The sequence below is a fragment of the Fundidesulfovibrio terrae genome, from assembly GCF_022808915.1.
GTDB classification, from domain to species: Bacteria; Desulfobacterota; Desulfovibrionia; order Desulfovibrionales; family Desulfovibrionaceae; genus Fundidesulfovibrio; species Fundidesulfovibrio terrae.
This window is the reverse complement of record NZ_JAKZFS010000003.1, coordinates 190347-216186: the sequence shown is the minus strand read 5'-3', so window position 1 is coordinate 216186 and position 25840 is coordinate 190347. Positions and strand designations below refer to the sequence as shown.

The window sequence follows — 25840 nt, the reverse complement described above, 5'->3', positions numbered from 1 at the left end:
TTCGTAAACGCCACACGAGCGCGGCGCGGGCGCTCCCGGAAGGTTTCAGAACGCGGGCGCGATCTCGACCAGCAAATCCTTGAGCCGCATCGACCCCAGGTTGCCGCCCGGATACTGGGCCGTGAGCATGGGGCAAAGCATCTCCACCCGAAGCGTCAGGCGCGAAAAGGGCTTGAGGCGCGTGAGGACCGCCCTGCGGTAGAAGTGGGGGTCCGGCCCGTCGCTGGCCAGGGCTTCCTGCCAGGGCTCGTCGTCGAAGCGCGCCAGCACGCGCAGGGTGTTCCCCCGGCCTTCATTGACGTAGGTGCAGGATATCCTGACGCGCGCGTCATCCGCACCGGACTTGTTTTCCACCACGTAATCCACGTGTCCGGGCACGCCGTTCAACGTCGGGTGCAGTTCGTCGCCCCAGTACGGGCTCACTTCCAGGCCATCCAGTTCCGCGCAGGCGCCGATGAAATCCTTGAGGCCGGCGAAGCGACGCTCCCACGGCAACGCATTCGCCTCGTGCACGGGGGTGTGGGGGATGACCGCCTTGAAGAAGGTCAGCTTGTCCACCGTACCCACTTCCACCAAACCGGGGTAGAGTTCCGCCAGCTCCTGCTTGCTCTTGGCCATGTGCCCCATCTGGCCGAACCACAGGAAATTGACGATGGTTTCGCTGTCCGAGGGAGCGATCCTGGCCAGGCGCAAGGGGTTGGGGCCGCCTTCGCGCTGGACGTACCAGTCGAGGGCGTTGCGCAGGCCGTCTTCCGAGACCACCACCGGCTCCCCGGGCTTGACCAGATGGGGGACGCCCTTGGCGGCGGTCTTGTAGCTGATCCAGTCGAGCCCCAGGAGGGAACGCTCGCCGTAGAACGAAGCGGACTGGGCCGCCACTCCCGCGCCCAGGGCGGCCGCGAGGGCCAGGGCGGCCAGCATCCCTCCCGATTTCCGGTCCGGGCCGGTGAACAGAGCCGTGCCGAATCCCGCGGCCAGCAGGACAAGGGGCATGATGAACAGGAAGTAGCGCGGCTCCTGGGTCCAGGACAGTTTCCCGGCCATGACCACGGCCACGGGCAGGCAGGCCAGGCAGAGAGCGGCGGCCAGGGCTCCCCGGTGGTCCTTTATGGCGCGAAGGACGCCCATGGCGGCCAGGGCGAGCACCCCCCAGGCGATGGGGCCCTTGAAGAACCAGGCCAGCTTCAGCGTGCTTTCACCGACACCGATCAGGATCTCCCAGGGGCCGCCCGCGCCGAGCCAGTGCGGTCTGTCGAAGTTCTGCAGGAAAAACGGTATGATGGTGGCGAAAGAGGCCACGCTGGCGATGCTGTAGGCCGCAAACGTCCGCACCCTCGGCCAGGACCCGGCCAGAACCGCCAGGGCGAAGGCCGGGGCCAGGATCACCATCATGTAGTGGGTCCAGAACAGGATCAGGTTGCAGACCACCACGCCCCACGGGACCGTCCGCCCTCCCGCGCGGGCCCATCTGGCCAGGAACCAGAGCGACAGAAGCAAGACCAGCAGGAACAGGCTGTAGGGCCTGACGATGCGCGAGAGCCAGATGGCGTAGGGATTGGCCGCCAGGAAAGCGGCGGCGGCAAGCCCGGGGACCGGACCGAAAAGGTCTTTGCCGATCCGGTGGATGACGTATATGGACAACACGCCCGGCACGGCGGACCACAGTCTGAGCGCCGCGTCCGAGGCGTCCACGGACATGACCGCCTTGGTCAGCAGGTAATACAGCGGCGGGTGCACCTCGATGGTGCGCAGCCACTCCAATATCGACGCGGAGGGAAATCTGCAGATGAGCGGAACCAGGACCTCGTCCCACCACATGGACGGCGCGCCCAGGTTGTGGAAGCGCAAGCCCGCCCCGATGGCCAATATGCACACGAGGACCAGGCGTTCGACGATGGTGTCGTTTCTGATCATCGTGTTGTCCACTATGTTCATGCTCACGTGCTGCTCCAAAAGAAGGGACGTCGCCACGGCCTTGCCCGTGGACCTCATGGCCCTGGATCCGCCGTCCGTGCCCGTGACGGGATTTCGGCCGGTGGAAAGGGCCGCCGGAATCGATTTCAGATGGGTGACCGGGCCTCAGGCGACCCTCACCCTCACCCTGGACGCTCCCAGGCGCCTCAAGCTCGCCTTCACCGCGTCCAACCCCCTCGCGGGCCAAACCATCACCGTGCTGCTTCAGGGCAGGCCAGTGGCCTCATTCGAGGCGATCCCCGGGGCGGACAGGCTCACCGGATTCACGCGATACGAAGCCGACCTGGACCTCCAGGCCGGGGTGAACACGGTCGCTCTCGCATTCGAGCGATACAACCGGCGCACCCCCGAGGAGACCTTCGCCCCAGAGGACAAGGAAGGCTTGGCGATCATGATCTCGGGGCTGGAAATCACTCCTGCCAGTTTGTGAGCTCCTGGGTGAGCCGTGCTGTCAGCTCCTCCAGGGGGGCGTCCGGGGCTACGAGCTGGGCCACGGCCATGTAGTAGGGCTCGCGCTCGAGGACGGTCTTGCGCACCTCGTCCTCAAGCGAAAGGTCGGTCAGCGCCGGGCGCTGTTCAGGCATGAGTTCCGCCATGAGGCGGGCCACCACCTTGTCCGGGTCGGCCTGAAGGTAGACGACCACGCCGCCGCCCAGAAGCTCTCGGTTGCGGGCCTTGAGCACCACGCCGCCGCCCGTGGCGACCACGTTGCCCGGCGTTTCGGCCACGGCGGCCAGCACGGCCGTCTCGAGCTCCCGGAAACCTTCCCAGCCCTCGGTTTCCACCACGTCGGCGATGGTGCGCCCCGTGGTCTCGACGAATTCCTCGTCCAGGTCCATGAAGGGGCGGCCGAGCGCCTGGGCCAGCTTCCGGCCGATGGTGGTCTTGCCGCAGGCCCTGGGACCCACGAGGTAGATGTTCTTGTCCGGCGATACCGCCATGCTTCCTCCAGGATTGGAAATTCCGCCCGCGCGAGAGCGGAAACGGACCTCTAGCACCGTCGGCCTTGCAAGCCAAGCCGGGGAAAGCTACACGGCCCGCCAACGGAGGACGTATGCTGCGCAACCTGGCCGTCGTTTTGTTCCGGCCGAAATTTTCCGAGAACGTGGGTTCCACGGCCAGGGCCATGGCCAACATGGGATGTTCGGACCTCGTGGTGGTCGCTCCCCAGGAGTGGGACGAAGGCCGCGCCCGCGCCTTGGCTACGGCCAAGGGCCAGGACATCCTGGACCGCATGACCGTGGTGGACGACCTCGCCGCCGCCCTGGCCCCCTTCGAGGCCGTCTACGGCACCACCGCCCGCACGGGCGGATGGCGCAAGGGGCTGCTCTCGCCCGAGACCGCCGCGCTTCGGGCCGTGGAAGGCCTTCGCGCCGGGTCCAGGGTGGCCGTGCTCTTCGGCCCCGAGGACAAGGGGCTCACCAACGACGAGACGAAAGTCTGCTCGCGCCTGCTCACCATCCCCACATCGGAGGAGGCCAGCTCGCTCAACCTGGCCCAGGCCGTGCTCATCATCCTGTACGAGTGCATGAAGGCCGCCACGGCCAAACCGGCGCGGGCGCACGTGCCCGGTGTGCAGGACGAGGGTGGTGCTCACGCCGCGCACGCGCCGGGTGAGAGAGGAGCGAACGACCTGCCGTGCCCGCCGGAGCAGGGTGTGAATGATGGCGCTCAGGCCACGGGACCCGGGACGAATGCCCCGGACGGAGGCACCCGGCCGCCTTGGTCTGGCGAGTCGCGCCAGACCACGCACCAGGAGCGCGAGGCCCTGTTCGCCAACCTCCAGGAGACGCTTACGGCCATCGATTTCCTCAAGGAAGACAATCCCGACTACTGGATGCTGCCCGTACGCGGCTTCGTGGACCGCATCAGGCTCAAGAGAAGCGAGTTCAACCTGCTCATGGGCATCTGCCGCCAGGTGAAATGGGCGGTTGGCAAGGGCGGGAAGAAGTAATCCCCGGCAGGCCGGGCTGCAAAACGGAAAAGCCGTGAACTCCAAACCTGCCGTAGGGAGTTCCGAAGCGTTTCATCAGGAACCGAGCATCTCCACCCGCCTGAAGTACTCCTCGCGGCAGTAGTTCTCCACTTCCAGAAGCGTTGCGAAGGGCTCGCGGAAATCCTCGCGACCGATCGCGAAGAGCCCGTGTCCGTACACGATCACCCCGCGCCTGCCGATCATGGCCGGGGGCAGGGTGTTCACGAGCCCCCTCGGCCCCGTGCCCACCTCGCCCGGCACCACCGGCACGTCCCACACGAAACGCGGCTCGGTGCACTCGATGTGGCAGCGCCCGATCTTGTCGCAACCTTTCTTGTCGCAATCCATGGACATGATCACCGCGAAGCGCGGATGCCCGTGCAGGATGGCCTTGGCCCCGGTCTTGAGAACAATGCCCTGGTGGGCCATGAGCTCGCTGGACGCCGTGAGCCCCGCGCAGGACGATCCGTCCAGGTGGCAGGGGTCGATGCAGTCGGGCAGCTCGTCCAGCGACGAGCCGGTCTGGCTGATGTAGAGGACGTCGTCCAGGCAGTAGGAAATGTTGCCGAAGAACGAATCCACCAGCCCGTAGCCCACGGTGGCCTTGCCGGTGAGGTCCATGGCCTGGATGACGGCTTCGCGGTCGGCGAACGGCCCGGCGGGCAGGTCCGGGGCGCGGTGGTGCATGGGGGGCAGGAAGGTTTTCGCCCGCTCGAAGGCCGCCTGGTATTCGGCGTCGGGTTTGCCGCAACGCAGCTGGGCCAGGTAATCCGCAAAGAACTTCACGAAGCAGGCGAAGCACACGGAACTGGCGCTGACGAAGGCCTGCTCCGGGCTCACGGTGCCGTGGGCCACCACGCCCTTGCCCGGCACGATGACGCTCTTGCGGCGCTTGAGCGCCGAGGCTAGGGCGTCCGGAGTGAACTCGGCCACCACGGGCAGGTCGTGCAGGAAGGTGCGGGTCTCGCAGTCGCTCGGCGCGATGGAGGCTTCCCCACCCTCGGCCGAGCGCGCGGCCAAAAAGTCGATGATGGTGGCGTAGGGCTCGGCGGGCGGCAGAAAGAGCAGCGAATTGATGCTCATGCGGTCAAACACCCCGGCCAGCACGGAGGACTCCTGCGCTTCGCGGTTGAACACCAGGGCGTCGTCCAGCCCGGCCAGGAGAGGCGCCCCGGGAGCGGAGAGCCGGGCGGCCGCGATCTTGTCGGCGTATTTGGCGAGCAGTCTGATCATCGCATTTCCTGCCGGTAGCTCTCTTCAAGTCCGAGTTCTTTCGCCTTCTCCTGCGTGGGCATGCCGTCCTCGGTGAGCCCTCGGATGGCGTAGTACTTGGCCCGCGCCTCCAGGAAGTCGACCCTGGGCACGGGGCGGATGTCCCCGGCCAGGCTGTGCTCGCCCGGAGCCTCGAAGAACCGGGCCGGGATGTCGTCGTCGGCGCTGGTAAAGCCCAGGCGTGCGTTCATGATGCGCTCGCGGTAGTAGATGCGTTCGCCCAGGCGCAGCAGGTCCTGGGCCGAGGAGGGCTCTCCAGTCACGGCCTGGTAGGCGGCCGCGTACTCCTCAAGGGAGGCCCCGAAAAAGATGAACTTGCAGGCCGTGAGCGAATCCACCACGGCGTTGGCGTCCTCGGCGATCTTGATGATGCGCGCCTTGCCCAGGAAGCTGAACCGGTCCGTGGCCACGGGCTTGCGCAGGATCTCGTGGCTCACAGGGTAGGCCCTCAGGTGGCAGCCGCCGCGCGTGGACAGGGCGTAGGCCAAGCTCATGCCGTAGGCCCCGCGCGGGTCGTAGGCGGGCAGTTCCATGCCCTTGACGGTCATGGCCGCTTCCGGATGTCCCTTCAGGGCGGCGTATCCGGCCGCGCCCAGGCCGAGTTCGGGCAGGCGTCCCCGGCCCATGTCCTCGAGAAGTTCCAGGACGCGGGCGGGCGTCAGGCGCTCGCCGGTAATTTCTGCGTGGCAGGCCAGGGTCACGGCGCTGGAGATGGTGTCCATGCCCAGGTCGTTGCACAGGGCGTTGGCCGCGACCACCAACTCGATGTCGGTCAGGCCGATGAGCGCCGTGAAGTGCGACATGGTCTCGAATTCGGGCATGGAGCGCCCGTCCGCCGCCACCTTCTTGCACTGGATGTGGCAGCCTTTGCAGCCGTGCTTGGATGTCTGGTAGGCTTCCTTGTAGCGCACGGCGTTCAGCTCCCCGGCGGGGGCGAAGTGGGAGGCCCGGAAGTTGTCCGTGGGCATCATGCGCCGCGAGTCCATGAGGTCGTAGAGCGCGCCCGTGCCGAAGCAGGAGAACCCGTGCCCGCCCGAGAGCACCGGCGAGGCAGACACCAGCCGGAAGATGTCCTCGCGGGCCTTTTTCAGCCCCTCGGGATCGGCCACGCGCACCTTCTCCGATCCCTTGACGCTGAGGTACTTGAGATTTTTCGCCGCCCAGGAAAGCCCCATGCCGCCGCGCCCGAAGGCGTGGTGCGTATCCACCATGATGGAGGAGAAGCGCACGCCGCATTCGGCCGCCGGGCCCACCACGGCAAGCGACCCGGAGCAGTCCAGGGCCGCGCGGACCCGGTCGCGGGTCATGCCCGCCAGATGCGAGGCGTCGCGCACGGAGGTTTCGCCGTTCTCGATGACGATCCCCACTGGGCGCGGAGCCCGGCCGGTGACGATCAGTCCGTCCAATCCGGCCTTCTTGAGCTGGGTACCCAGGCTTCCGCCCACCGAGGCGTCGCAGAAGGCTCCGGTGAGGGGAGAGCGGGTGGCCAGGCAGGCCCGCCCGGAAGTGGGCGCGATGGTGGCCACCAGGGGGCCGGTGAACAGGCACAGGGGCATGTCCGGGTGGTCCCAGGGCAGGTGGACGCACGGATCGAGGAAATGCCCGGCCAGCCCCTTGCCGCCGATGTTCAGGCGCAGCGCGGCGGGGTCGAGAGGCTCACGGGAGGCCGTGCCCGTTGTGAGGTCCACCCGGAGCACCCATCCCATCCATCCGTTTAAGCGGGCGTTCATGCGGCCGGTGTTTACTCGCGCGCAGTCCGCCGGGCAACCCTAAACTTTCGCCGCGCCCGTGACGATGAGACAGGTGGAGAACCGCATGCGCATAGATGCCACGCAATCGACCCTTCTCGCCGGGATGTTCGCCCGGCCTTCCCTGACCCTGGATTCCCAGACGGTGCAGGGCTTCGCCCACGAGATGACCCGGCGCGCGGCCCAGACCCCGGCGGGAGAGGGGGCCAAGCGCACAGTGGACGACGCGGGGTTCGAGAAGGCCCTGACCAACGCCGTGGGGTTCGTGAAGGACAACTTCGATGGCGACGCGGCCCGCGCGGTCATGGGCATCGTCACCAGCCGGGCCGGGAGCGGACAGCTCACCGAGGATACGCTCGGCCAGGGGTTCGTGGACGCCTTGGAATTCGTGGACCGCAACTTCGGCACGGCCTCGGGCGACAAGGCTTTGGCCTTCTTCAACGGCGAGCTCAACCAGGCCCTCAACGGCTACTTCCAGAACGGCAAGGACGAGAGCTTCCTGGTGAAGGACACCCAGCAGGCCCTGAGCGACCTGAACGGGGCCATGGGCACGGCCCTGTCGTCCCTGGCGAACAAGTTCCAGGCCGGTTCCGCCGACGCCGGGGCATCGCTCATGGACCAGGCGGACAAGGACCTCAAGGACATGCTGGACGAGGCCGCGTCCGGGTCCAAGGCCTTGGTGGACGAGAACGGCCGGATGGTCACGGAGTATTCCGGTACGGCTGATGCGTCCTCATCCGGGAAGAGTTCCGGGGCCGCCGACGCCACGAAGAATACCTCGCGCGCCCGAAGCCGGCTCGCCCGCAGGCGCACGGACTCGGCCAACGGCTACAGCCGTTCCGGCCTGACGCCTGGGTTGGTTCTGAACGCCTCGGCCTAGCGTTTCCTCGCGCGTCTTCCCGCATCCTCAAGCACCCGGGCGAATCCGCCCGACCCCCCTAAAGCATTTCCGGAAACCTCCGATACCCTTGGCAAGGGAGAGGAGATTGCGGTGCGGTTGTCCAAGCCTTTTGGTGGGGACCGCGCCGCAATCGGAGGACGAAGTGCGTCCTCCGCATCCAGACGAAGCGAGGTCCAGCATGAACGCTGTCAGGAAATCCGCTCTCCAGTCGCCCCTGCGCTCCGCACTGGTGGTCTCGGCAAACGAAGGCCACGCCCGGGTTGACCGTTTAAGCCTCAAGAACGCCAAGGTGGTCGTGTCGCGCGCCGTGACCAGCGCCAAGGCCGCCCGGGAACACCTCCGCAAGCTCGGGGCCGACGTGGTCCTCGTGGACGATACCCTGGAAGACTGCACCGGCTGGGATTTCGTGCGCTCCATGCGGGCCGATCCGCGCCTGCGGTCGATTCCCGTCATCCTGATCAGCTCCTCCGGCGACCGCGAGCGGGTGGTGGAAGCCATCCGCGTGGGCTGCGTGGGCTATCTGGTGCGCCCCTACACCCTGGATACTTTCTTCAAGCATCTGTCCCTGGCCAGCCAGGCCCGGTGCTATATGGGCGAAGAGCTGGGCCAGGTGGCCGCCGGGCTGGACATGGTGGAGGAGGACAAGCCCGAGAAGGCCATGCCCAAGCTGGAGAAGGTGTTGGAGACCCCGGACGACGCCCGCCACTACTACGAGACGGGGCTGCGCCTGCTGGCCCGCGAGGACTACACCAAGGCCGTGGACGCGTTCACCCGCGCCGCGCGCATAAGCGCTGTCATGGCCGAGGCGCACCTTGGGCTGGCCCGCTGCTGGCTGGCCCTGGGCGACGAGGTGCGCTACCGCAAGGCCCTGACCCAGGCCGCGGACATCTGCGCCAGGACCGAGCGCTTCGAGCACTACAAGAACGAATTTCTCGCGATCCTGCGCGAGGACCCGCGCGGCTTCAACCCCTTCGTGTGCCTGGGCATGCGCCTGGCCCGCGAGATGGACTGGGACGGCGCGCTCATGGCCTTCAAGAACGCGGTATGGATGACCCCCGAGGACGCCAAGGCCCACCTGGAGCTGGCCAAGGTCTACCATTTCAAGCGCGAGCCGGAGATGGCCAAGCGAAGCGTGAACCAGGCGCTCATGCTTGCGGAGCACGACCGCGAGGCCAATTGGCTCTATGAGCGCTGGACCGGACAGGTCTGGGGGCTCGAGGATGACGCGCCTGAAGAAGAGGCCGCCGAGCGCGGGAAGATCATCCCGGACATGATCCCGGCGGTGCTCAACGGAGTGTTGTATCTGGCCGGTATGGTCACGGAAGGCCTGCACCGGTTCAGACGCGACTACGCGTAGGGGAGAAGCCCGCTGGCGGCGGTCCTCCGGGACCGGCGGCTCGCAACAAGGCACGAGACCCCGGCGCGTGGCGCGCCGCCCGTACGGCAGGCAGGGAAGCACAAGCCGCAGGGGCAACAAACGACCGGCGGGTAGGGCCCATCATGAGGCCCGCCCGCCGGTTTGATTTTTCGGGATGGAGTTGACGCGGGGCGTTCTTACCGCTTCATGGGCGGTTGCGGCGGCCCCGACGGCTTGGCTCCGGCCTGCTGGGCCGTGTCAGGCTTCTTGCCCGTGGTGGGGGGCAGGACGATCTGCGTGGCCACCATCTGGCCTGCGGACAGGCCCGAGAGCACTTCGGTTTCGTGCAGGCCCGGCAGGCCGAGCTCCGGCTGCACCCGCGTCGCCTTGCCGTCCTCCACCAAAAACACCGCCTGCTGGTTGTCCACCCACTTCAGGGCCGAGTTGGGGATCACCAGCACGTCCTTCTTCTCCTGCACCACGATCTGGCACTGGGTGGTCATCTCGGGACGCAGCTTCTCGGCCTCCTGGGCGGAGAGGCGCACCAGGGCCTGATAGTACACGATGTTGTCGCGTATTTCGGGCTGTGGGTAGATGGTGTCCACCTCGCCCTTGAAGGCTACGTCCGGATAGGCGTCCACGCGAAATTCCACGGGCATATCCGGCTTGACCTGCCCCACGTCGGTCTCGTCCACGTATATCCACATTTCCAGGCGCGTGGGGTCGAGCACGGTGATGAGGTTGGCCACCTGCAACCCGGCCACCACGGTCTCGCCCTGCTGGGTGGACACCAGGCTGACCACGCCGTTTATGGGCGAGACGATCTTGGTGTAGGTGATGCGGGTCTCGATGGTGGCCAGCGCCGCCTCGGCCTCTTCCACGGCCTTGGCCGCCTTGACCTTCTCTTTGGCGAACTCGGTCTTGTTGAGCTCCAGGGTGGCCTTGCGGGCGCGCACGGTGCTCTGGGTGACCAACTCCTCGCGCATGGCGGCTTCCTGGGTGTCCTTGGAGACGAGATTCTGCCGCAAAAGCTGGGTCTGGCGGGTGGAGTTGGCCTTGGCGTAATCGTACTGCGCCTCGGAGAGCTTCAACTGGGCGTCTGATTCAGCGATCTTGCGCGGATAGACGTCCTCCACGCGCAACTTCTCGGCCTTGGCCTTTTCCAGTGTTGCTTCGGCCTGGTCACGCTGGGCCACCAGCTCCCGGTCGTCGATGAGGGCGATGGTCTGCCCGGCTTCCACCGGGTCGCCCACGCGCACGCGCATCTCCTTGATAGTGCCGGTGGCGCGCGCGCCGATGCGCACGATGGCCCCCACCTGGGCCTTCACGATGCCCGTGGCCTGGAGCACCTTGCGCACGTCGCCCATCTTGACCTCGGCCGTGGCCATCACCTTGGGCGCCTTGTCCTTGGACCCTTGCCCGGCGAAAAACGCCACCGCGGCCGCGGCCAGGACAACGGCCAGTACCCATTTCCAGCGTGCGCGCAGCATGTTCAACTCATTTCCGCGATCCAGGCGCGAAGGGGCGTTTCGATGATGGAGCGGATCTCCTCAAGCCGTTCGGGGCTTTCAGCCTCGAAACGCAGCACCAGCACCGGCTGGGTGTTGGAGGCCCGGATGAGCCCCCAGCCATCCTGCAGCACGATGCGCGCTCCGTCCACGTCGATCATGTCGTAGAGGCCCCGGAAGTGCTCCTGGGCGCGCTTGACCACCGTGAACTTGATCTCTTCGGGGCAGTCGAAGCGGATTTCGGGCGTGTTGTAGGTCTTGGGCCAGTCGGAGAGCAGCGTTCCGGCGGTCTTGCCCGGGTTGCGGTCCAGGACCTCCAGGAAGCGCTGGGCCGCGTAGGTGGCGTCATCGAAGCCGAAATAGCGGTCGGCGAAGAACATGTGCCCGCTCATTTCACCGGCCAGCTTGGCTCCGGTTTCCTGCATGCGCGCCTTGATGAGCGAGTGCCCCGTGGCCCCCATCACGGCGTTGCCGCCGTGGGCCGCGATGTCCTTGTAGGTGAGGTGCGAGCACTTCACCTCGCCGATGACCGTGGCTCCGGGGAAGTCCTTCAGCGTTTCGCGGGCGTAGATGGCCAGCAGCTGGTCGCCGAACATGAGCCTGCCGTTCTCGTCCACCACGCCCAGGCGGTCGCCGTCGCCGTCCAGCCCGATGCCGCAGTCCGCGCCCTCGGCTTTGACGCGCGCGATGAGCTGGGCCATGTACTTCTCCACCACCGGGTCGGGATGGTGGTTGGGGAAGGTGCCGTCCGGCTCGCAGAAGATGGGGACCACCTCGGCCCCGATTCCCCGCAGCACCTCCACGGTGACCGGTCCGCCCGCGCCGTTGCCGCCGTCCAGCACCACCTTGATGGGGCGCGACAGCTTCGTCTGGGAGACGAGGGCCTCCACATAGGCGGGCACGATGTCGTGCACGGAGACGATGCCCTTGCCCGTGGGGAAGTCCCCGGCGGCCATCATGCGGTAGAGCGCCTGGATTTCCTCGCCGTATATGGTGGAAGGGCCGGCGATGACCTTGAATCCGTTGAACTCCGGCGGGTTGTGGCTGGCCGTGACCATGACCCCGGCATCGACCTTCAGGTGCTTGGCCGCGAAATAGCACACGGGCGTCGAGACCATGCCGACGAGGATGACGTCCACCCCGGTTTCGGCCATTCCTTTGGCCAGCCTCTCCTGATACAGGGGGGATGACAGGCGGGCGTCGTGGCCCACCACGGCGCGCCGGTAGCCGTTTTTCAGGAAGTAGGCCCCGCAGGCGCGGCCGAAAACCTCCACCCAGTCGGGGTCAAAGTCCTTGTCCACGATGCCCCGTATGTCGTATGCTCTGAAAATGTCTGGAACGATTGGTTTCATGATGGAATCTTTCCGTTTGCGAGGGAGAGTTGCATGAACTGGGATTGGGAAAAATTGCAGGACAAACGGCAGCGACAATTCGGCACTGGGCCTGATTTCAAGAACCTGGGTGACGAATTCAAGCGCATGACCGATTTCAATTTCCGCATCCCCGGCGGGCCGAAGGTGGTCGCGATCCTCGTGGCCGTCTTGTGGCTGGCCTCGGGGATCTACATCGTGGAGCCCGGCGAAGTGGGCGTGGTCAAGCGCTTCGGCGCCTACGACCGCACCACCGGCCCAGGACCGCACTACCACATCCCCTTCCCGGTGGAAAGCGTGCAGACGCCCAACATATCGCAAATCCGCAACGAACTCATCGGCTTCAGGTCCATGGGGGGCAAGGACAGCGCTGCCTATCAGTACAAGCCCGTGCCCGAGGAAGCCCTTATGCTCACGGGCGACGACAACATCGTGGACGTGCAGTTCGTGGTGCAGTACCAGATCGGCGATCCCGTGGAATGGCTCTTCCGCGTCCAGCAGCCCGTGACCACGGTCAAGGCCGCCGCCGAGGCGGCCATGCGCGAGGTCATCGGCAACAAGACCATCGACACCGTGCTGACCACGGGCAAGCTGGAAATCCAAAATACCACCAAGGAACTCCTGCAGTCCATCCTGGACCGCTACAACTCCGGCGTCACCGTGGTTGCCGTGCAGCTTCAGGACGTGCACGCGCCCAAGGACGTCATGGAGGCCTTCAAGGACGTGGCCAGCGCCATGGAGGACAAGAACCGGGTGATCAACGAGGCCGAGGCCTACCAGAACGACATCCTGCCCAAGGCTCGCGGCCAGGCCGCGACCATGATCAACGACGCCCAGGCCTACAAGGAATCCGTGGTGCGCAAGGCCAAGGGCGAGGCGTCGCGTTTCCTGGCCGTCCTGGCCGAATACAACAAGGCCAAGGACGTCACACGCGAGCGCATATTCATCGAGACCATGGAGGAAGTTTTCTCCAATCCCGATCTCGAGAAGATCATCCTCTCGGACGACGCCCTCAAGCAGGCAGTGCCCTACCTGCCCCTGGACCGCCAGGGCCGGGTCAAAACGGGCGACAAGGGAGGGAAATAGCCGTGCGCAGAGTAGTCATCCTCGCCCTGTCGGCCCTGGTGGCGGCCATCGTGGTCATGCAGTGCGTCTTCACCGTGGACGAAACCCAGCAGGCCCTGGTGCTGCAGCTGGGCAAGCCGGTCTCGGATTCGCTGGGACCCGGTCTGCACTTCAAGCTGCCCTTCGTACAGAATGTGGTCTACATCGACTCCCGGGTGCTGCACTACGAGGCCAACCCGGCCGAGGTGCTCACCAAGGAAAAGAAAACGCTGGTGGTGGACAACTACGCCAAGTGGCGCATTGTTGACCCGCTGCAGTTCTACCGCAGCCTGGGCACCGTGGAGCGCGCCAAGTCCCGCCTGGACGACCTGGTCTACGCCGAGGTGCGCGTGGCCATAGGCAGCTATTCCATGGAGGAGGTGGTCTCCTCGCGCAGGGCCGAAATCATGGCCATCGTCACCAGCAACGTCAACGACACGGTCAAGAACTTCGGCCTGCAGATCATGGACGTGCGGGTCAAGCGCACGGACCTTCCGGCCCAGAACGAGAAGGCCATCTTCGGGCGCATGAAGGCCGAGCGCGAGCGCACGGCCAAGCTGTACCGCTCCGAGGGCCAGGAGGAGTCGGCCAAGATCAAGTCCGGCGCGGAACGGGAGCGCACGGTCATCGTGGCCGAAGCCAACAAGCAGTCCGAGGTCATCCGTGGCGAAGGCGACGCCGTGGCCACCAAGACCTATGCCGAGTCCCTGGGCCAGTCGCCGGAGTTCTACAGCTTCATGCGCAGCATGGATGCCTACAAGAAATCCTTGCGGGAGAACGGCCGGGTGGTCATGACCCCGGGTTCTGGCTTCATGAAGTACCTGAAATAACGCCATAACATCCGGAAACGAACGAAAACGGGGCCGCGAGGCCCCGTTTCGTTTTTCATGGGAGCGACGCCGTGCAAAACCATCGCCTGGCCCGCGTCGCGAACCATACGGGATTCCAACGGGACGAAGTCCCTTTGGCCGCCAAGGGCTTCCCCTCATGCCGCAACATCACCCGGGATTGTTGGCGCATAGCCTTCTGGAATTGCACAGCAAAATATATTTCGTCCTCTCGCGCCGCTCCCCGGCACGATCCGGTAACTTTTCTCCGGTACCCCTGCTTGCAAATGGCAACGGCGGGGTGTATCCGGTGGCGACCTTCCGGACGAATCTCCAGCCGTCCGCGACCCGAGGAGTGCCATGCGGGGTTTCGACTTCTTCAAGCTGCTTCTGCTGATCGGACTTTTCGCCGCCTTGGTGATCAAGGGCGGCGAGTTGTGTTCCGCTGGCGGAGTCCAGGCCATGACGCGCCTTGTGGAGCGCGACCGCCCCGCCCCCGTGGAGGCCATGCCGCTTAAGCCCATCGAAGAGGAGTTCCGGGGGGTGAGCCCCGTCCCGGCCCTGAGCGACCTGGGCACGCCGGTCAGGAAGATCGACAAGCCGGGGGCCAAATCCTCCCGCAAGGCCGCCAAGCCCCAGGTCACTTCCAAGGACGCTTCCAAGAAGCTCGCCAAGAAAAGCTGACGCGCCTTCCCCGGCCGGCTCCTCCGCCTTCCCGGCTACGGGACGGTGGCGGCAAGGCTTGACAACGCACCCGAAAAGGCCGATTTCACTCCACTTGCGCCGCTTCCGGCGCCACATTCGCTATGGGGGAATCCATGGGACTTGAGTTCATCAAGCCGGACATCAATTTCAATTTCCTTGGCTACCGCAAGTACGCCTACATCCTTTCCGCCCTGCTGGTGCTGGCCGGGGTAGTCTCCCTGGTGACCAAAGGCGGCCCCCGCTACGGCGTGGACTTCGCGGGCGGCATGACCATCCAGCTCAAGTTCACCAAGCACGTCACCCCGGACGACATCAAAAAGCCTCTGGACGCCGCCGGGCTGCCGCACCTCACCGTGCAGCGCCTGGGCCAGGACAAGGACAACTCCTTCCTGATCAGCGCGTCCGAGAAGGGCGAGCCCCTGGAGCAGGTGCGCGTGAAGGTCGACCAGGCCCTCAAGGCGGAGCTGGGCGAGGGGGCCTTCGAGGTGCAGCGCCTGGAAGTGGTCGGCCCCAAGGTGGGCGCCGACCTGCGCGCCGGAGCGCTCAACGCCATCTTCTACGCGGTTCTCATCATCGCCATCTACATCTCTGGGCGCTTCGAGCAGCGCTGGCTGGCCGCCGGGGCCATGGCCGGCGGCCTGGCCGTGGGCATCTGGGCGCTGCGCGAACTTGGCGCATCCACGGGCTGGCTCATCGTCGGGGCCATCCTCATCACCCTGGTGCTGTGCTGGGTGCTCAAGCTCAAGTTCGCCCTGGGCGCGCTGGTGGCGGACATCCACGACATCATGCTCACCATCGGCTTCTTCTCGCTTTTCAACCTGGAGTTCGACCTCACCGTGGTGGCGGCGCTGCTGACCATCCTGGGCTATTCGCTGAACGACACCATCATCGTCTACGACCGTATCCGCGAACGCCTCCACCATGCCAAGGACGAGCCCCTGGAGAAGGTCATCAACACCGCCGTGAACCAGACCCTTTCGCGGACGCTCCTGACCTCGCTCATCACCCTGTTCACCGTGACCGCCCTGTACATCTTCGGCGGCAGCGCGCTCAAGGATTTCGCCCTGGCAATGATCATCGGCGTGGTCACCGGCACGTACTCCTCGGTGTTCGTGGCCAGCCCCATTCTGGTGGACATGGGCTCCGGCCTTGATTCCCTGAGCCAGGACGACGCCCAGGCCGTGCAGGGCGGAAAGGCGTGAGCCCGATTCCCGACGCTTCCGGGCCTGGGCACGAGATGAGCCTGCTGCAGCACCTGGAGGAACTCCGGGTGCGCCTGACGCGCGTCATCATCGCGGCCGTCATCGGCTTCGGGATATGCTTCGCCTTCGCGGAGCGCATCCTTGAGGTGATGCTCCGCCCGCTGAAGCAGGTTTTGCCCCAGAGCAGCGTCATCCAGACCACGGCCCTAACAGAAGGGTTCTTCGTCTCCATGAAGGCCGCCTTCGTGGCCGGCATCTTCCTGGCGAGCCCCTTCATCTTCCACCAGATATGGAGCTTCATCGCCCCGGGCCTTTATGAGGAAGAACGCAAGCTGGCCATCCCGGTGGCCTTCTTCACCGCGCTGTGCTTCGTTTCCGGAGCCTGCTTCGGCTACTTCATCGTCTTCCCCTTCGGCTTCACCTTCCTGGCCAACTACGCCTCGGACATCGTCACCCTGAACCCCAAGCTCTCGGAATACTACTCGATGGCTCTGGGGCTTCTGTTCGCCTTCGGCATCATCTTCGAGATGCCGGTGTTCATCTTCTTCCTGGCCCGCTTCGGCGTGGTGGACCACAAGTGGCTGCGCGCCAAGCGCCGCTGGGCCATCGTGATCATCTTCATCGTGGCCGCCATCGTGACCCCCACCCCGGACGTGGTGAACCAGCTGCTCATGGCCGCGCCCATGGTCATCCTCTACGAGGTGGGCATCTGGGTGGCCTACTTCTTCGGCAAGAAGCCCAAGCCCGCCGAGGGCGACGAGACCCTGCCCGCCGTCCAGGGCGAGGGCGGTCCCGAGGGGGCCCCTGCTGCCGCGTCGGACGCGGCCCTGGAAGAGGCCCAGGCTTCCGAAAGCCACGGCGCGCAGACTCCGGTCCTGCCCGAAGGCGGCCCTTCCGTGGAGCAGACCCCCGGCACTCCGGAGCTTCCCACTCCGGGCGAGTCCGAAGCCTCCTCCGGCGCTCCCGTCCCGGCCCCGGCCGTCGACGCCCAGGCCGCCGAGCGCGAGGCCCACGACGTGGCCGCCCTTGGCCATGACGAGGCCGCTCCCCTCTCTGCCGGTCAGGCTGCCGCGAAGCCGGATGCGCCCGCCGAGGCCGCTTCAGGCGGACAACCCGCCGTGGTGAAGGCCCCTGCGGATGAGGCCCCGAAGGCCAAGCCCGGCGGCGAGAACAAGAGCTAGCCGCAGGCCAGCCGCAATCGACCACCAGGGCGGACGCCCCGGAAACATCCGGAGCGTCCGCCCTTTGCTTTTCCTTCTTCATCAATCCCCTCGACCCGCGCCCGGCAATCTGGCATCCTGCGCCGCGACATGGACGCCACCCCCCTCATCAGCCTGCGGGACATCACCAAGCATTACGTCCAGGGCGACATGCGCACCGACGTGCTGCGCGGCGTTACCCTGGACATCGGCTCGGGCGAGTTCGTGGCCCTGCAAGGGCCTTCCGGCTCGGGAAAGTCCACGCTCCTGCACATCATCGGCCTTCTGGACCGGGCCAGCTCGGGCAGCTACCTCCTGGGGGGGCGCGACGTCTCCCGACTGGACGACGATGCCCTGTCGGAGCTTCGCAACCAGGTCATTGGCTTCGTGTTCCAGAGCTTTTATCTCATCCCCTACGCCTCGGCCCTGGACAACGTGATGCTGCCCGGGCTCTACAGCGGCAAGCCCCAGGCCGAGCTGCGCGACCGGGCGCGCTTTCTGCTCGAGCAGGTGGGCCTGGCCGACCGCATGCGCCACAAGCCTCCCCAGCTCTCGGGCGGCCAGCAGCAGCGCGTGGCCCTGGCCCGGGCCATGCTGAGCGCCCCGGACCTCATTCTGGCCGACGAGCCTACCGGCCAGCTCGATTCCAAGACCTCGGCCGAGATCATGAGCCTCTTCGCCCAGGTCAACGCCCTGGGCACAACCGTCATCGTCGTCACCCACGACGAGGAGACCGCCAGCCATGCCAAACGCCGCATCCTGGTCCTGGACGGAGTGGCCGCGTAAGGCGGTCCGCCGGGCGGTCCTGATCCGGCGCATCCTGGGCATGTCGATCGGGGCCTTGTGGGCCTTCAAGCTGCGCTCGTTCTTCGTGGTGTTGGCCGTGGCCCTGGGCATCGCCGCCCTGACCATCATCATCGCCTCCGTGGACGGAGCGCGGCGCAAGGCCCTGGAGATAGTGGAGTGGTTCGGCCCGGACGCCGTGCTGGTGTTCGGCGGCAACATCGAGACACGAGCAGTGGGCCAGCGCGTGATGACGCTCAGCTGGCAGGACGCCCAGAGCATCGAAGGATCCCTGCCCGGCGCGTACCTCGTGGTGCCCATGCGCTCAAAATTTTCGATCACGCTCAGGTTCGAGAACCGCAACACGGTCACGCCCGTCGTTGTGGGAGCCACGGCCGATTACGCCGAGGCCTGGAACTGGCCGCTGGCCGAAGGGCGAGACATCTCCGAGGATGACGTGAAGCACTCGGCCAAGGTGGGACTCATCGGGGATTATCCGGCCAAGGAGCTCTTCGGCGACGAATCCCCCATCGGGCAGGTAATCCTGGTTCAGGACCTGCCCGTGCAGATCATCGGCCGCCTGGCCTACCGGGGATTCACCCCGGGAGGGGGCGGCACCTCCGTGGACGACCGCATCATCATCCCCATCTCCACGCTCACCCAGCGCTTCAACCTGGAGCGCAAGTACTTCCGGGCGCTGCGGGTGAAATTCTTGGACCCGGAACTCATGGACTCCCACATCGAGAACCTGCGCTCGCTTCTGCGCCACAACCATAACCTCAGGCCCGAAGACCCAGACGATTTTTCCATCCTGTCCGCCAGCGAAATCCTCAAGTTCCTGACCATGATCACCGGCGGCATCATGGTGTTTCTGGGCATTACCGCCGGGGCGGCCATCGTGGTGGGCGGCTTCGTGCTGGCGAACCTGCTGTTTCTCTCGGTGAGCGAGCGGCGGGAGGAGATAGGGCTCAAGAAGGCCCTGGGGGCCACCTCGGCGGCCATCACCATCCAGTTTTTGACCGAGGCCGTGCTCCTGACCCTCGTCGGCGCATTGATCGGCATGGGCATCGGCATCGGCATGGGGCAGCTCCTGGCCGCCTTGGGGCTACTCGAGATCAAGCTTTCGGTGAAGCTCTTCGTGCTGGCCCTGGCGTCGGCCTTGGCCATCGCCCTGGTGGCCGGACTCAAGCCCGCGCGCCGGGCGGCGGCCATGGACCCCATCGAGGCGCTACGGGGCGGAGAAGAATAGGAGGCCTCCGGCGGCCAAAGGAACTTCGTTCCTATGGAATCCTTTGTAGTTTCGCGTCCTAACCCAGCTTTCTTGCCCAGGCGAGATACGCGTACCCGCTCTTGACCGACTCCAGCTCCAGAAGCGCCCGGTCCTGGCGTTCCATGTCCCGCATGTAGGTCAGCAGCTCCGGCCTGAAGCTCACGCCGAACAGGGCGAGCCAGCGCCGGTGCGCCCATTCCAGCCAGGATGGCAATCCGCCGTGGCCCCAGAAATCCACCACTGCAAGCGTCCCCCCTGGCTTGAGCGTCGCGAAGCCCGCTTCCAGGGCCGCACGCCAGTCGGGGATCATGGACAGGCTGTATGAAAAGAACACCGCATCGAAGGCGGCGTCCAGCCGGAAGTGGGCCTGCGGGTCCAACTCCTCGGCGCGGCAGCAGGCCAGGGTCACGTCCAGCCCCTGGAGCTTGGCCCGGGCGGTCTCGAGCATCATGGTGGAGACGTCCAGGCCGCACAGCGTCAGGTCCGGGCGCATCTTCCTGAGCGCGGCCAGGTTGCGCCCCGTGCCGCATCCCACCTCCAGCACCGCGCCCCCCATGGGCACCGGCAGCCCACGCAGCAGCCTGTCGCGCCCCAGCAGGTAGTAGTGTCGCGTCGCATCGTAGATGTGGCGTTGCAGGCGGTAGATGTCGTCCATGCGCGTGGCCTGCGTCATGGCTCAGCCCTCGTGGATGTAGAGGTGGAACGCCCCGTAGATGCAGGACCGGTCGGTTTCGGAAAGTCTTCGCGACTGGGCCTCATCGTAGCGGAAAGCGCCCCTTGCCGGGCCGGGCAAGGCTTCCTCGACCGGCGAGAGCCGGCCGCCCGTGCGGAAGATCACCCGCGCGCCGGGACGGGCTGTGCGTTCGATTTCCCCCCAAAGCCGGGAGATGGCTTCGCGGGTCATCCAGTCCTGCGAGTCGAGGAGCACGTAGCGGTCCAGGCTGCGGGCGGGCTGCTTGGCCAGGTATCCGTCCAGAGAGCCGTGCAGGATGTCCGCTCGGGGTGTCGCGGCCTTGAGGGCCTGGAAGTTTTCCGGTCGCAGGTATTCCGGCACGGCCTTGCGCCCGCGCCGGTCGTAGCAGCGTCCGAATGCCTGCCAGGCGAAGGGGTTGTCCTGAAGGGGGAAGCGGCAGGCCAGCTTCTCCACCCGTTTGCGATACTCCTCCAGCACGCCGCCGGGGCATTCGCGCTCCAGGGCCTTGAACTGCTGGGGCGGGATGCCCAGGCTGAAGACGGCCATGGCCGAGCGGGAGAGGAGCCCGGCAAGCCTGCCGGTGAGCAGGGGCTCGAGTTCCCGGCGGTAAGCGTCGCGCTGCTCCTCCAAGGTCCTGGCCTCGAGGATGCGCTGGGGATCACGCCCGGTCAGGCGGCACAGGCTGCGCAGAAGGCGCAGGAACTGTCCCATACGGGCGTGTTCGTAGAGGTTCTCAGCGAAGATTCCAATGCGCGGCCCGCCGAGGAAAGAACGGCGCGACGCCCAGTAGGAAGCGGTGTCGCGGGGGAGGTGCGCCTCCACATGACGGGTGTAGGCCCAGATGTTGGCGTTGTCCTCGGCCTGCCCGAAGAAGCGGAAAAAGGTCTCGTGGGTGGGCAGGCGGCGTGCGGCTTCCAGCTTGAGGCGGCTCAGGTGCACGTGGTGGATGTTGAGGTCCACTGCCGTGACCGATTTCACGCCCTCGAGCAGGTAGTGGCAGATGTTGCACCCGCCCGAGGCGATGGTCAGGACGCGATGGCGCGGCGAAAGCTCCATGGCCTCGATGTCGGTGCGCGGATCTTCCCATATCTGATTGTAGACGAAACCCGAAAAACACCAGCAGAAGAGTTGTTCGAGCAGGCCCTGCCTGGAAAGGGCCGGGCTCTGGCGCACGGCGGCTTTGAGCAGGCCAGCGCAGGATTGCGGCATGATACCCCCGTGAGGCGCGTTTTCATCCTGCCTATGCGGGGGCGATGACGGTTTCGCGTCGCGGGAGAGTCTTTCCGGCGGCGGCCGGGCCCGTGAGAGGCGGACCCGGCGCTCAAACGGGGATCGGACCTGTCCGAGGCCGATTACTTTTTAGGCGGGTAGGACTTCCACGGCTCGTCGGCGTATCCGTCGAACTCGTGGTATTTCCCGAGCGTCTGCGGCGCAACGCCCGCGGGCAGGCCTCCTCTGCTCCAGAGTCCTCCGCGGAAGCTGAAGTACACGCCGGTGGCCGGGTCCTGGTAGATGTTGTAGGCCGGATAATAACGGTAGCGCTGCTTGGCCCGGTAGCCGTGGGCCGGGGCCCAGGGCGGAGGCCCATGGGGCTTGGCCTGGCCCGGCGGGACGAAACCCTCGTCGTCGTATGCGGGCGGGCCGTCCTTCTTCTTGGACCAGGAAGTCTCGGCGGACAGCGAGCAGAGCGCCAGCGCTAGGAGAACCACATATATCCGCTTCATGATTTATCTCCTTCCCTGAGTATTCAAAATTTCTATCCTGTGGCCGCACCGGGGTAAAGAGCAAAAGGAAATTGAATTTTCGCGTCTCCCGGAGTAACGGTGGCGCATGCCCGTAAGACTTTTGGTCCTGTGCAGCTTGCTGTGCGGCTTGTGTTTCTCTGCGCCGGTCCGGGCCCAGTCGCTTGCGCCCGAGGCCATGGCCGCCCACGCCGTGAACCGCCTGTCCTTCGGAGCCGTTCCCGGCGAGGTGGACCGGGTCCGGGCCATGGGCGTCGCCGCCTACGTGGAGGAGCAGCTGGCCCCCGAGAAACTGCCCGAGCCCCAGGCCCTGGCGGAGCGGCTCGCCGCGCTCAAGACCGTATCCATGGACACGGTACAGCTTTTCAGGACCTACGGTCCCAAGGCCCCGGGCGGACCGCGCAAGAATCCCACCATGGACGAGATCACCGCGGCCAGGGAGAAGGCCTCCATCATCCACACGGAGGCGTCCGAAGCCAAGCTGTGGCGGATACTCCTGTCCCCGCGCCAGCTCGAAGAACTCATGTGCGAGTTCTGGTACAACCACTTCAACGTCCCCGCCTCGAAGGGGCTTGCGCACCTCTGGGTGGGCAGCTACGAGCGCGAAGCCATCCGCCCCCATGCTCTCGGCCGCTTCGAGGACCTCCTGCTGGCCGTCACGCACCATCCGGCCATGCTCATCAACCTGGAGAACTGGCAGAGCGCCTCCCCGGACAGCCCCCAGGGCAAGGGCAAGCCGCGTCCCCTCGTGGAGGTGCACGCCCGGGAACTCATGACCGCGCACACCATGGGCGCGGACGCCAAGATCAAGATCCAGGACGTAAACTCCCTGGCGCTCATCCTGGCCGGGTGGAGCATCGGCGCGCCGCGCACCCCCCAGGACAAGCTCGGTTTCGTGTTCGACGAGCAGCGCCACGACATCAAGGACAAGGTCTTCCTGGGCAAGACCATCAAGGCGTCGGGAGTGAACGAGGGGGTGGAGGCCCTGCGCCTGCTGGCCGCCCAGCCCGAGACCGCCCGCAACATCTGCGCGAAGCTCATCCGCTTCTTCCTGACCGAGGACGTGCCCAAACCCCTCGAGGAGAGCCTGTCCAAGGTCTTCCTGGATTCCAAGGGCGACATCAAGGCCGTGCTGCGGGCGCTTTTTTCCAGCCCCGAATTCGCCGACCGGAAGTACGCCGGAGCCAAGTTCAAGAATCCGTTGCGCTTCGTGGCCGCCGTGGTCAGGGCCAGCGGCAGGCCCGTTCAGGAGGTGCGCTCCCTGGCCGAGAACCTGGACTGGCTGGGCATGCCGCTCTACGACGCTCCCGGATCGTCCGGCTTCAAGGATTCGCGCGACGTCTGGCTGGCAGCCGACCTGATGCTGAGTCGCTTGAACCTGGCCTGGCAGGCCGGTGAAGGGAGGTTGCCATGCTGGTCGCCGGGCAGTTTCAGGCCCGTGGAAGCTCTGGACGCCATGGCATTGGCCAGGACCATGGGGCTCACGCTCTCCCAGGCCACCAGCCATGCCGTGGAAGGAGCCGCCCCCGGCCTCAAGGCGGGGGTGCTGCTGGGCAGCCCGGAAGGGCAACAGTTCTAGTCGGTGGTGTTTCCAGGGAGCACCCTTCAAAAGAGATGTGCTGATGCAGTTTTCGCTATAAATGGGGTGTGTTGAATTGCCTATGCACGCCGCGGACGCCTGTTTCGGCGCGCGCATGGACACACCGGGAGAGTGGCGTGAAGAAGTGGCGGATAACGAAGTATACCGGAGGCGGGGAGACGACACGCCGGGCCGTCCTGCTGTTGTTGCTTCTCGTTACGGCTCCCGTGGCGGCCTTGGGGCAGGCCGTGCCGGTGGATCGGCCGGCAGTCGTCACGGTCGTCATGGACGACAACTATCCTCCGTACATCTTCCGAACCCAGGACGGGCAGCTTCAGGGGCTGCTGGTGGACGAGTGGCGGCTGTGGTCCCGGGCCACGAGCGTGGACGTCAACCTCGTGGCCACGGACTGGGGCAAAGCCCAGCAGATCATGGCTGATGGCCATGCGGACGTTATCGACACCATTTTTTTCAACGAGCAGCGGGCAAAAATCTACGACTTCACTCCCCCCTACGCCCGGCTTGACGTTCCGGTCTACTTTCACAAGAGTCTGGGCGGCATAACCGGCGTGGAGTCCCTGCGCGGCTTCACCATCGGGGTGAAGGCCGGGGACGCGTGCATCGACGTGCTGCGCAAGCACGGCATAACCACCATCCGGGAATTCGACAGCTACGAGGACGTGATCAAGGCCGCCGGGGAGGGAGCCATCAAGGTTTTCTGCGTGGATCAACCCCCGGCGCTGTATTACCTCTACAAGTTCAACCTGGACGACGAGTTCCGTTACGGGTTCACCCTGTATTCAGGCGAATTTCATCGCGCCGTTAAAAAGGGACGCGCGGATATCTTGCGTTTGGTTGTGGAGGGGTTCGGCAAAATAGATTCCAAGGAAATAGGAGCAATAGAGCGCAAATGGCTGGGGACGCCGATTTACAACGCCGAATTCAGGCACATGCTGGTGTACGCCCTTTTCGTCGTGGCGGGATTCCTGGTCGTTCTGTCGGGATTCAACATCACTTTAAGGCGCAAGGTAAGGGCCAAGACAGGCGAACTGCGCGAGCTGCTCGAGGCTCTGCGCAAGAGCGACGAACGCTGGCAGTTCGCCCTGGAGGGTGCCGGGGCTGGCGTCTGGGACTGGAACGTGGCGACGGGCGCGGTCTTTTTCTCCGATCGCTGGAAGGCCATGCTGGGCTATGAGCCCAGTGAACTGAGGGACTCCTTCGACCAGTGGAGGGACCTCCTGTACCCTGGCGACTCCGAGCGCGCCATGCGGACCATAGACAATTATTTCACGGGAAAGACGCAGGAATACATTCTGGAACACCGCCTGCGCTGCAAGGATGGGCGCTACAAGTGGGTATTGGCCATGGGAAAGGTCGTTGCCCGCGGTGAAGACGGCTCTCCCCTGCGCATGATCGGCACCCACAACGACATTTCCGGCCGGAAGGACGCCGAGGATTCCCTGCGCAGGGCGTTGACGTTCAACGCCATGATCCTCGAGCATTCCCCGGTGGGCATTCTGGTCTACGACGGGACCGACGGCGCGTGCGTCATGGCCAACCACGTGGCCGCAGATCTTCTGGGCGTGAAACTGGGCGACCTGTTGCGCGGCAACCTCAAGACGGCCGAGGTTTGGGACGCGGCGTCGCCGTCCTCGCCGGCGGCCCTGGCCCTGGCCGGGCACGGCATCCAGCGGGACGACCTGCGGCTCAAACCCGGCTCAGGCGGGGAAGGCATGGCCGACTGCACCTTCGCCCGCATTGAGTTGGACGGCGCGTCGTTCTTGCTGGTCATCGCAGTGGACATCTCCGAGCGGGTGCGCATGTACGAAATCATGGCCGAGACCGAGAAGATGATGTCCGTGGGGGGGCTCGCCGCAGGCATGGCCCATGAGATCAACAATCCCCTGGCGGGCATCCTCCAGAGCGTGCAGAGCGTGCAGCGAAGGCTGGAGTCGGACCTCCCCGCCAACGAGAAGGCCGCGGAGACGGCCGGATGCTCCCTGGAATCCATCAGGGAATATTGCCGGGTCAGGGACGTGAACCATCTTCTCGATGCTGTGCGCGATTCCGGCCAGCGGGCGGCCCGGATCGTGTCGAACATGCTCGAGTTCAGCCGGAGGCCCGACACGGCCAGAATTCCGGTCGACATCCACGCACTGTTGGACAAGGCCCTGGAGTTGTGCGCCAACGACTACGACCTGAAGAAAAAATACGATTTCCGAAAGGTTGAGGTCGTGCGGGATTACGCTTCGGACATCCCCTTCGTGCCCTGCGCCGAGGGCCAGATCGAACAGGTGGCGGTGAACATCCTGCGAAACGCCGCCCAGGTCCTGGCCCAGCGGCCTCCCGGCAGCCCCGCGCCCAGGATCGTCTTGCGTACGCGCCTGGAGGCGGACATGGCCCGCATAGAGATCGAGGACAACGGGCTGGGAATGGACGAGAGCGTCAGCCGAAAGGTGTTCGAGCCGTTCTTCACCACCAAGGTTCCGGGCGAGGGGACCGGGCTTGGGCTGTCGGTCTCCTATTTCATCATCGCCTCCAACCACAAGGGAACCCTCGGAGTCGCGTCGCGCCCCGGCTTGGGGACGACCTTCACCATCCGGCTGCCGCTTAAGCAGCAGCAATAGGAC

The 25840-nt window shown here is 65.7% G+C and carries 22 protein-coding genes; 13 read left to right on the top strand and 9 right to left on the bottom strand.

The features are described 5' to 3' along the window. Positions 1-45 precede the first annotated feature (45 nt). Positions 46-1914, bottom strand: a complete 1869-nt coding sequence (locus ML540_RS11775; RefSeq protein WP_243361272.1) for a glycosyltransferase family 39 protein — start codon at positions 1912-1914, stop codon at positions 46-48. Between ML540_RS11775 and ML540_RS11770 the strand changes: the two genes are divergently transcribed. Continuing rightward, positions 1895-2404 (top strand): hypothetical protein, encoded by a 510-nt coding sequence (locus ML540_RS11770; RefSeq protein WP_243361271.1) that lies wholly within the window; start codon positions 1895-1897, stop codon positions 2402-2404. The two genes, ML540_RS11775 and ML540_RS11770, sit on opposite strands and share 20 nt — an antisense overlap. Here ML540_RS11770 and aroL read toward each other — a convergent pair. Further along, a complete protein-coding gene (gene aroL, locus ML540_RS11765) occupies positions 2385-2915 on the bottom strand; it encodes a shikimate kinase AroL (protein ID WP_243361268.1) in 531 nt (176 codons plus the stop codon). The two genes, ML540_RS11770 and aroL, sit on opposite strands and share 20 nt — an antisense overlap. 113 nt (positions 2916-3028) lie before the next feature. On the opposite strand from aroL, the gene ML540_RS11760 reads away from it, so the two are divergent. After that, positions 3029-3928: an RNA methyltransferase gene (locus tag ML540_RS11760; protein WP_243361266.1), complete on the top strand. Its 900-nt coding sequence runs from the start codon at positions 3029-3031 to the stop codon at positions 3926-3928. A 75-nt stretch (positions 3929-4003) separates the two neighbouring features. On the opposite strand, the gene ML540_RS11755 is transcribed toward ML540_RS11760, so the two are convergent. Both ML540_RS11755 and ML540_RS11750 read right to left on the bottom strand, forming a co-directional pair. Beyond that, positions 4004-5182, bottom strand: a complete 1179-nt coding sequence (locus ML540_RS11755; RefSeq protein ID WP_243361264.1) for a class II aldolase/adducin family protein — start codon at positions 5180-5182, stop codon at positions 4004-4006. Then, positions 5179-6951 carry an aldehyde ferredoxin oxidoreductase family protein gene (locus ML540_RS11750; protein ID WP_243361262.1) on the bottom strand — a complete coding sequence of 591 codons (1773 nt, stop codon included), beginning with the start codon at positions 6949-6951 and terminating at the stop codon, positions 5179-5181. Before ML540_RS11750 ends, ML540_RS11755 begins: the two co-directional genes overlap by 4 nt. A gap of 85 nt (positions 6952-7036) precedes the next feature. On the opposite strand from ML540_RS11750, the gene ML540_RS11745 reads away from it, so the two are divergent. Both ML540_RS11745 and ML540_RS11740 read left to right on the top strand, forming a co-directional pair. Continuing rightward, positions 7037-7849: a hypothetical protein gene (locus ML540_RS11745; protein WP_243361260.1), complete on the top strand. Its 813-nt coding sequence runs from the start codon at positions 7037-7039 to the stop codon at positions 7847-7849. A 199-nt stretch (positions 7850-8048) separates the two neighbouring features. After that, positions 8049-9227 carry a response regulator gene (locus ML540_RS11740; RefSeq protein ID WP_243361257.1) on the top strand — a complete coding sequence of 393 codons (1179 nt, stop codon included), beginning with the start codon at positions 8049-8051 and terminating at the stop codon, positions 9225-9227. 197 nt (positions 9228-9424) lie between these two features. Here the strand turns inward: ML540_RS11740 and ML540_RS11735 are convergent, their stop codons facing one another. Both ML540_RS11735 and ML540_RS11730 read right to left on the bottom strand, forming a co-directional pair. Next, complete coding sequence (locus tag ML540_RS11735) at positions 9425-10717, bottom strand: efflux RND transporter periplasmic adaptor subunit (RefSeq protein ID WP_243361255.1); 1293 nt, start codon at positions 10715-10717, stop codon at positions 9425-9427. Between the two features lie 2 nt (positions 10718-10719). Further along, on the bottom strand, positions 10720-12087 hold the full coding sequence (locus ML540_RS11730; protein ID WP_243361253.1) for a phosphomannomutase/phosphoglucomutase: 1368 nt from the start codon (positions 12085-12087) through the stop codon (positions 10720-10722). A gap of 33 nt (positions 12088-12120) precedes the next feature. On the opposite strand from ML540_RS11730, the gene hflK reads away from it, so the two are divergent. The 7 genes from hflK (at position 12121) to ML540_RS11695 (ending at position 19174) form a co-directional block, all read left to right on the top strand. Beyond that, entirely contained in the window at positions 12121-13191 is a 1071-nt protein-coding gene (gene hflK, locus ML540_RS11725) for an FtsH protease activity modulator HflK (RefSeq protein WP_243361250.1), read from the top strand. 2 nt (positions 13192-13193) lie between these two features. After that, entirely contained in the window at positions 13194-14039 is an 846-nt protein-coding gene (hflC, locus tag ML540_RS11720) for a protease modulator HflC (RefSeq protein WP_423747891.1), read from the top strand. Positions 14040-14396: 357 nt separating this feature from the next. Beyond that, a complete protein-coding gene (locus ML540_RS11715) occupies positions 14397-14720 on the top strand; it encodes a hypothetical protein (protein WP_243361249.1) in 324 nt (107 codons plus the stop codon). Positions 14721-14854: 134 nt separating this feature from the next. Beyond that, positions 14855-15943, top strand: coding sequence for a protein translocase subunit SecF (gene secF, locus ML540_RS11710; RefSeq protein ID WP_243361247.1), 1089 nt, complete (start codon positions 14855-14857; stop codon positions 15941-15943). After that, the gene (gene tatC / locus ML540_RS11705; protein WP_243361245.1) at positions 15940-17124 is read left to right on the top strand and encodes a twin-arginine translocase subunit TatC; all 1185 of its coding nucleotides are present in this window, start codon (positions 15940-15942) and stop codon (positions 17122-17124) included. Before secF ends, tatC begins: the two co-directional genes overlap by 4 nt. Positions 17125-17253: 129 nt before the next feature. Beyond that, complete coding sequence (locus ML540_RS11700; RefSeq protein WP_279343398.1) at positions 17254-17928, top strand: ABC transporter ATP-binding protein; 675 nt, start codon at positions 17254-17256, stop codon at positions 17926-17928. Next, positions 17885-19174 (top strand): ABC transporter permease, encoded by a 1290-nt coding sequence (locus tag ML540_RS11695; protein ID WP_423747890.1) that lies wholly within the window; start codon positions 17885-17887, stop codon positions 19172-19174. Before ML540_RS11700 ends, ML540_RS11695 begins: the two co-directional genes overlap by 44 nt. 58 nt (positions 19175-19232) lie before the next feature. Here the strand turns inward: ML540_RS11695 and ML540_RS11690 are convergent, their stop codons facing one another. The 3 genes from ML540_RS11690 to ML540_RS11680 all read right to left on the bottom strand — a co-directional run bounded on the left by ML540_RS11690 (position 19233) and on the right by ML540_RS11680 (position 21613). After that, on the bottom strand, positions 19233-19868 hold the full coding sequence (locus ML540_RS11690; protein ID WP_243361243.1) for a class I SAM-dependent methyltransferase: 636 nt from the start codon (positions 19866-19868) through the stop codon (positions 19233-19235). 3 nt (positions 19869-19871) lie between these two features. After that, entirely contained in the window at positions 19872-21098 is a 1227-nt protein-coding gene (locus ML540_RS11685; protein ID WP_243361240.1) for a BtaA family protein, read from the bottom strand. A gap of 143 nt (positions 21099-21241) precedes the next feature. Beyond that, positions 21242-21613 (bottom strand): hypothetical protein, encoded by a 372-nt coding sequence (locus ML540_RS11680; protein WP_243361238.1) that lies wholly within the window; start codon positions 21611-21613, stop codon positions 21242-21244. Between the two features lie 106 nt (positions 21614-21719). Here ML540_RS11680 and ML540_RS11675 point away from each other — a divergent pair, with 106 nt between their 5' ends. Together ML540_RS11675 and ML540_RS11670 are read left to right on the top strand one after the other, a co-directional pair. Further along, entirely contained in the window at positions 21720-23210 is a 1491-nt protein-coding gene (locus ML540_RS11675; RefSeq protein ID WP_243361236.1) for a DUF1800 domain-containing protein, read from the top strand. 137 nt (positions 23211-23347) lie between these two features. After that, positions 23348-25837 (top strand): PAS domain-containing protein, encoded by a 2490-nt coding sequence (locus ML540_RS11670; RefSeq protein ID WP_243361233.1) that lies wholly within the window; start codon positions 23348-23350, stop codon positions 25835-25837. The last annotated feature ends 3 nt before the right edge of the window (positions 25838-25840 follow it).

Excerpts from the sequence above, each read along its gene's own strand:
- ML540_RS11730 (WP_243361253.1), bottom strand. The coding sequence starts at position 12,087 with ATGAAACCAATCGTTCCAGACATTTTCAGAGCATACGACATACGGGGC.
- aroL (WP_243361268.1), bottom strand. The coding sequence starts at position 2,915 with ATGGCGGTATCGCCGGACAAGAACATCTACCTCGTGGGTCCCAGGGCC.
- secF (WP_243361247.1), top strand. The coding sequence starts at position 14,855 with ATGGGACTTGAGTTCATCAAGCCGGACATCAATTTCAATTTCCTTGGC.
- ML540_RS11690 (WP_243361243.1), bottom strand. The coding sequence starts at position 19,868 with ATGACGCAGGCCACGCGCATGGACGACATCTACCGCCTGCAACGCCAC.
- ML540_RS11760 (WP_243361266.1), top strand. The coding sequence starts at position 3,029 with ATGCTGCGCAACCTGGCCGTCGTTTTGTTCCGGCCGAAATTTTCCGAG.
- ML540_RS11680 (WP_243361238.1), bottom strand. The coding sequence starts at position 21,613 with ATGAAGCGGATATATGTGGTTCTCCTAGCGCTGGCGCTCTGCTCGCTG.
- ML540_RS11715 (WP_243361249.1), top strand. The coding sequence starts at position 14,397 with ATGCGGGGTTTCGACTTCTTCAAGCTGCTTCTGCTGATCGGACTTTTC.
- ML540_RS11735 (WP_243361255.1), bottom strand. The coding sequence starts at position 10,717 with ATGCTGCGCGCACGCTGGAAATGGGTACTGGCCGTTGTCCTGGCCGCG.
- ML540_RS11695 (WP_423747890.1), top strand. The coding sequence starts at position 17,885 with ATGCCAAACGCCGCATCCTGGTCCTGGACGGAGTGGCCGCGTAAGGCG.
- ML540_RS11745 (WP_243361260.1), top strand. The coding sequence starts at position 7,037 with ATGCGCATAGATGCCACGCAATCGACCCTTCTCGCCGGGATGTTCGCC.
- ML540_RS11775 (WP_243361272.1), bottom strand. The coding sequence starts at position 1,914 with ATGATCAGAAACGACACCATCGTCGAACGCCTGGTCCTCGTGTGCATA.
- ML540_RS11750 (WP_243361262.1), bottom strand. The coding sequence starts at position 6,951 with ATGAACGCCCGCTTAAACGGATGGATGGGATGGGTGCTCCGGGTGGAC.
- ML540_RS11740 (WP_243361257.1), top strand. The coding sequence starts at position 8,049 with ATGAACGCTGTCAGGAAATCCGCTCTCCAGTCGCCCCTGCGCTCCGCA.
- ML540_RS11755 (WP_243361264.1), bottom strand. The coding sequence starts at position 5,182 with ATGATCAGACTGCTCGCCAAATACGCCGACAAGATCGCGGCCGCCCGG.
- ML540_RS11675 (WP_243361236.1), top strand. The coding sequence starts at position 21,720 with ATGCCCGTAAGACTTTTGGTCCTGTGCAGCTTGCTGTGCGGCTTGTGT.
- ML540_RS11685 (WP_243361240.1), bottom strand. The coding sequence starts at position 21,098 with ATGCCGCAATCCTGCGCTGGCCTGCTCAAAGCCGCCGTGCGCCAGAGC.
- ML540_RS11700 (WP_279343398.1), top strand. The coding sequence starts at position 17,254 with ATGGACGCCACCCCCCTCATCAGCCTGCGGGACATCACCAAGCATTAC.
- hflK (WP_243361250.1), top strand. The coding sequence starts at position 12,121 with ATGAACTGGGATTGGGAAAAATTGCAGGACAAACGGCAGCGACAATTC.
- ML540_RS11770 (WP_243361271.1), top strand. The coding sequence starts at position 1,895 with ATGGTGTCGTTTCTGATCATCGTGTTGTCCACTATGTTCATGCTCACG.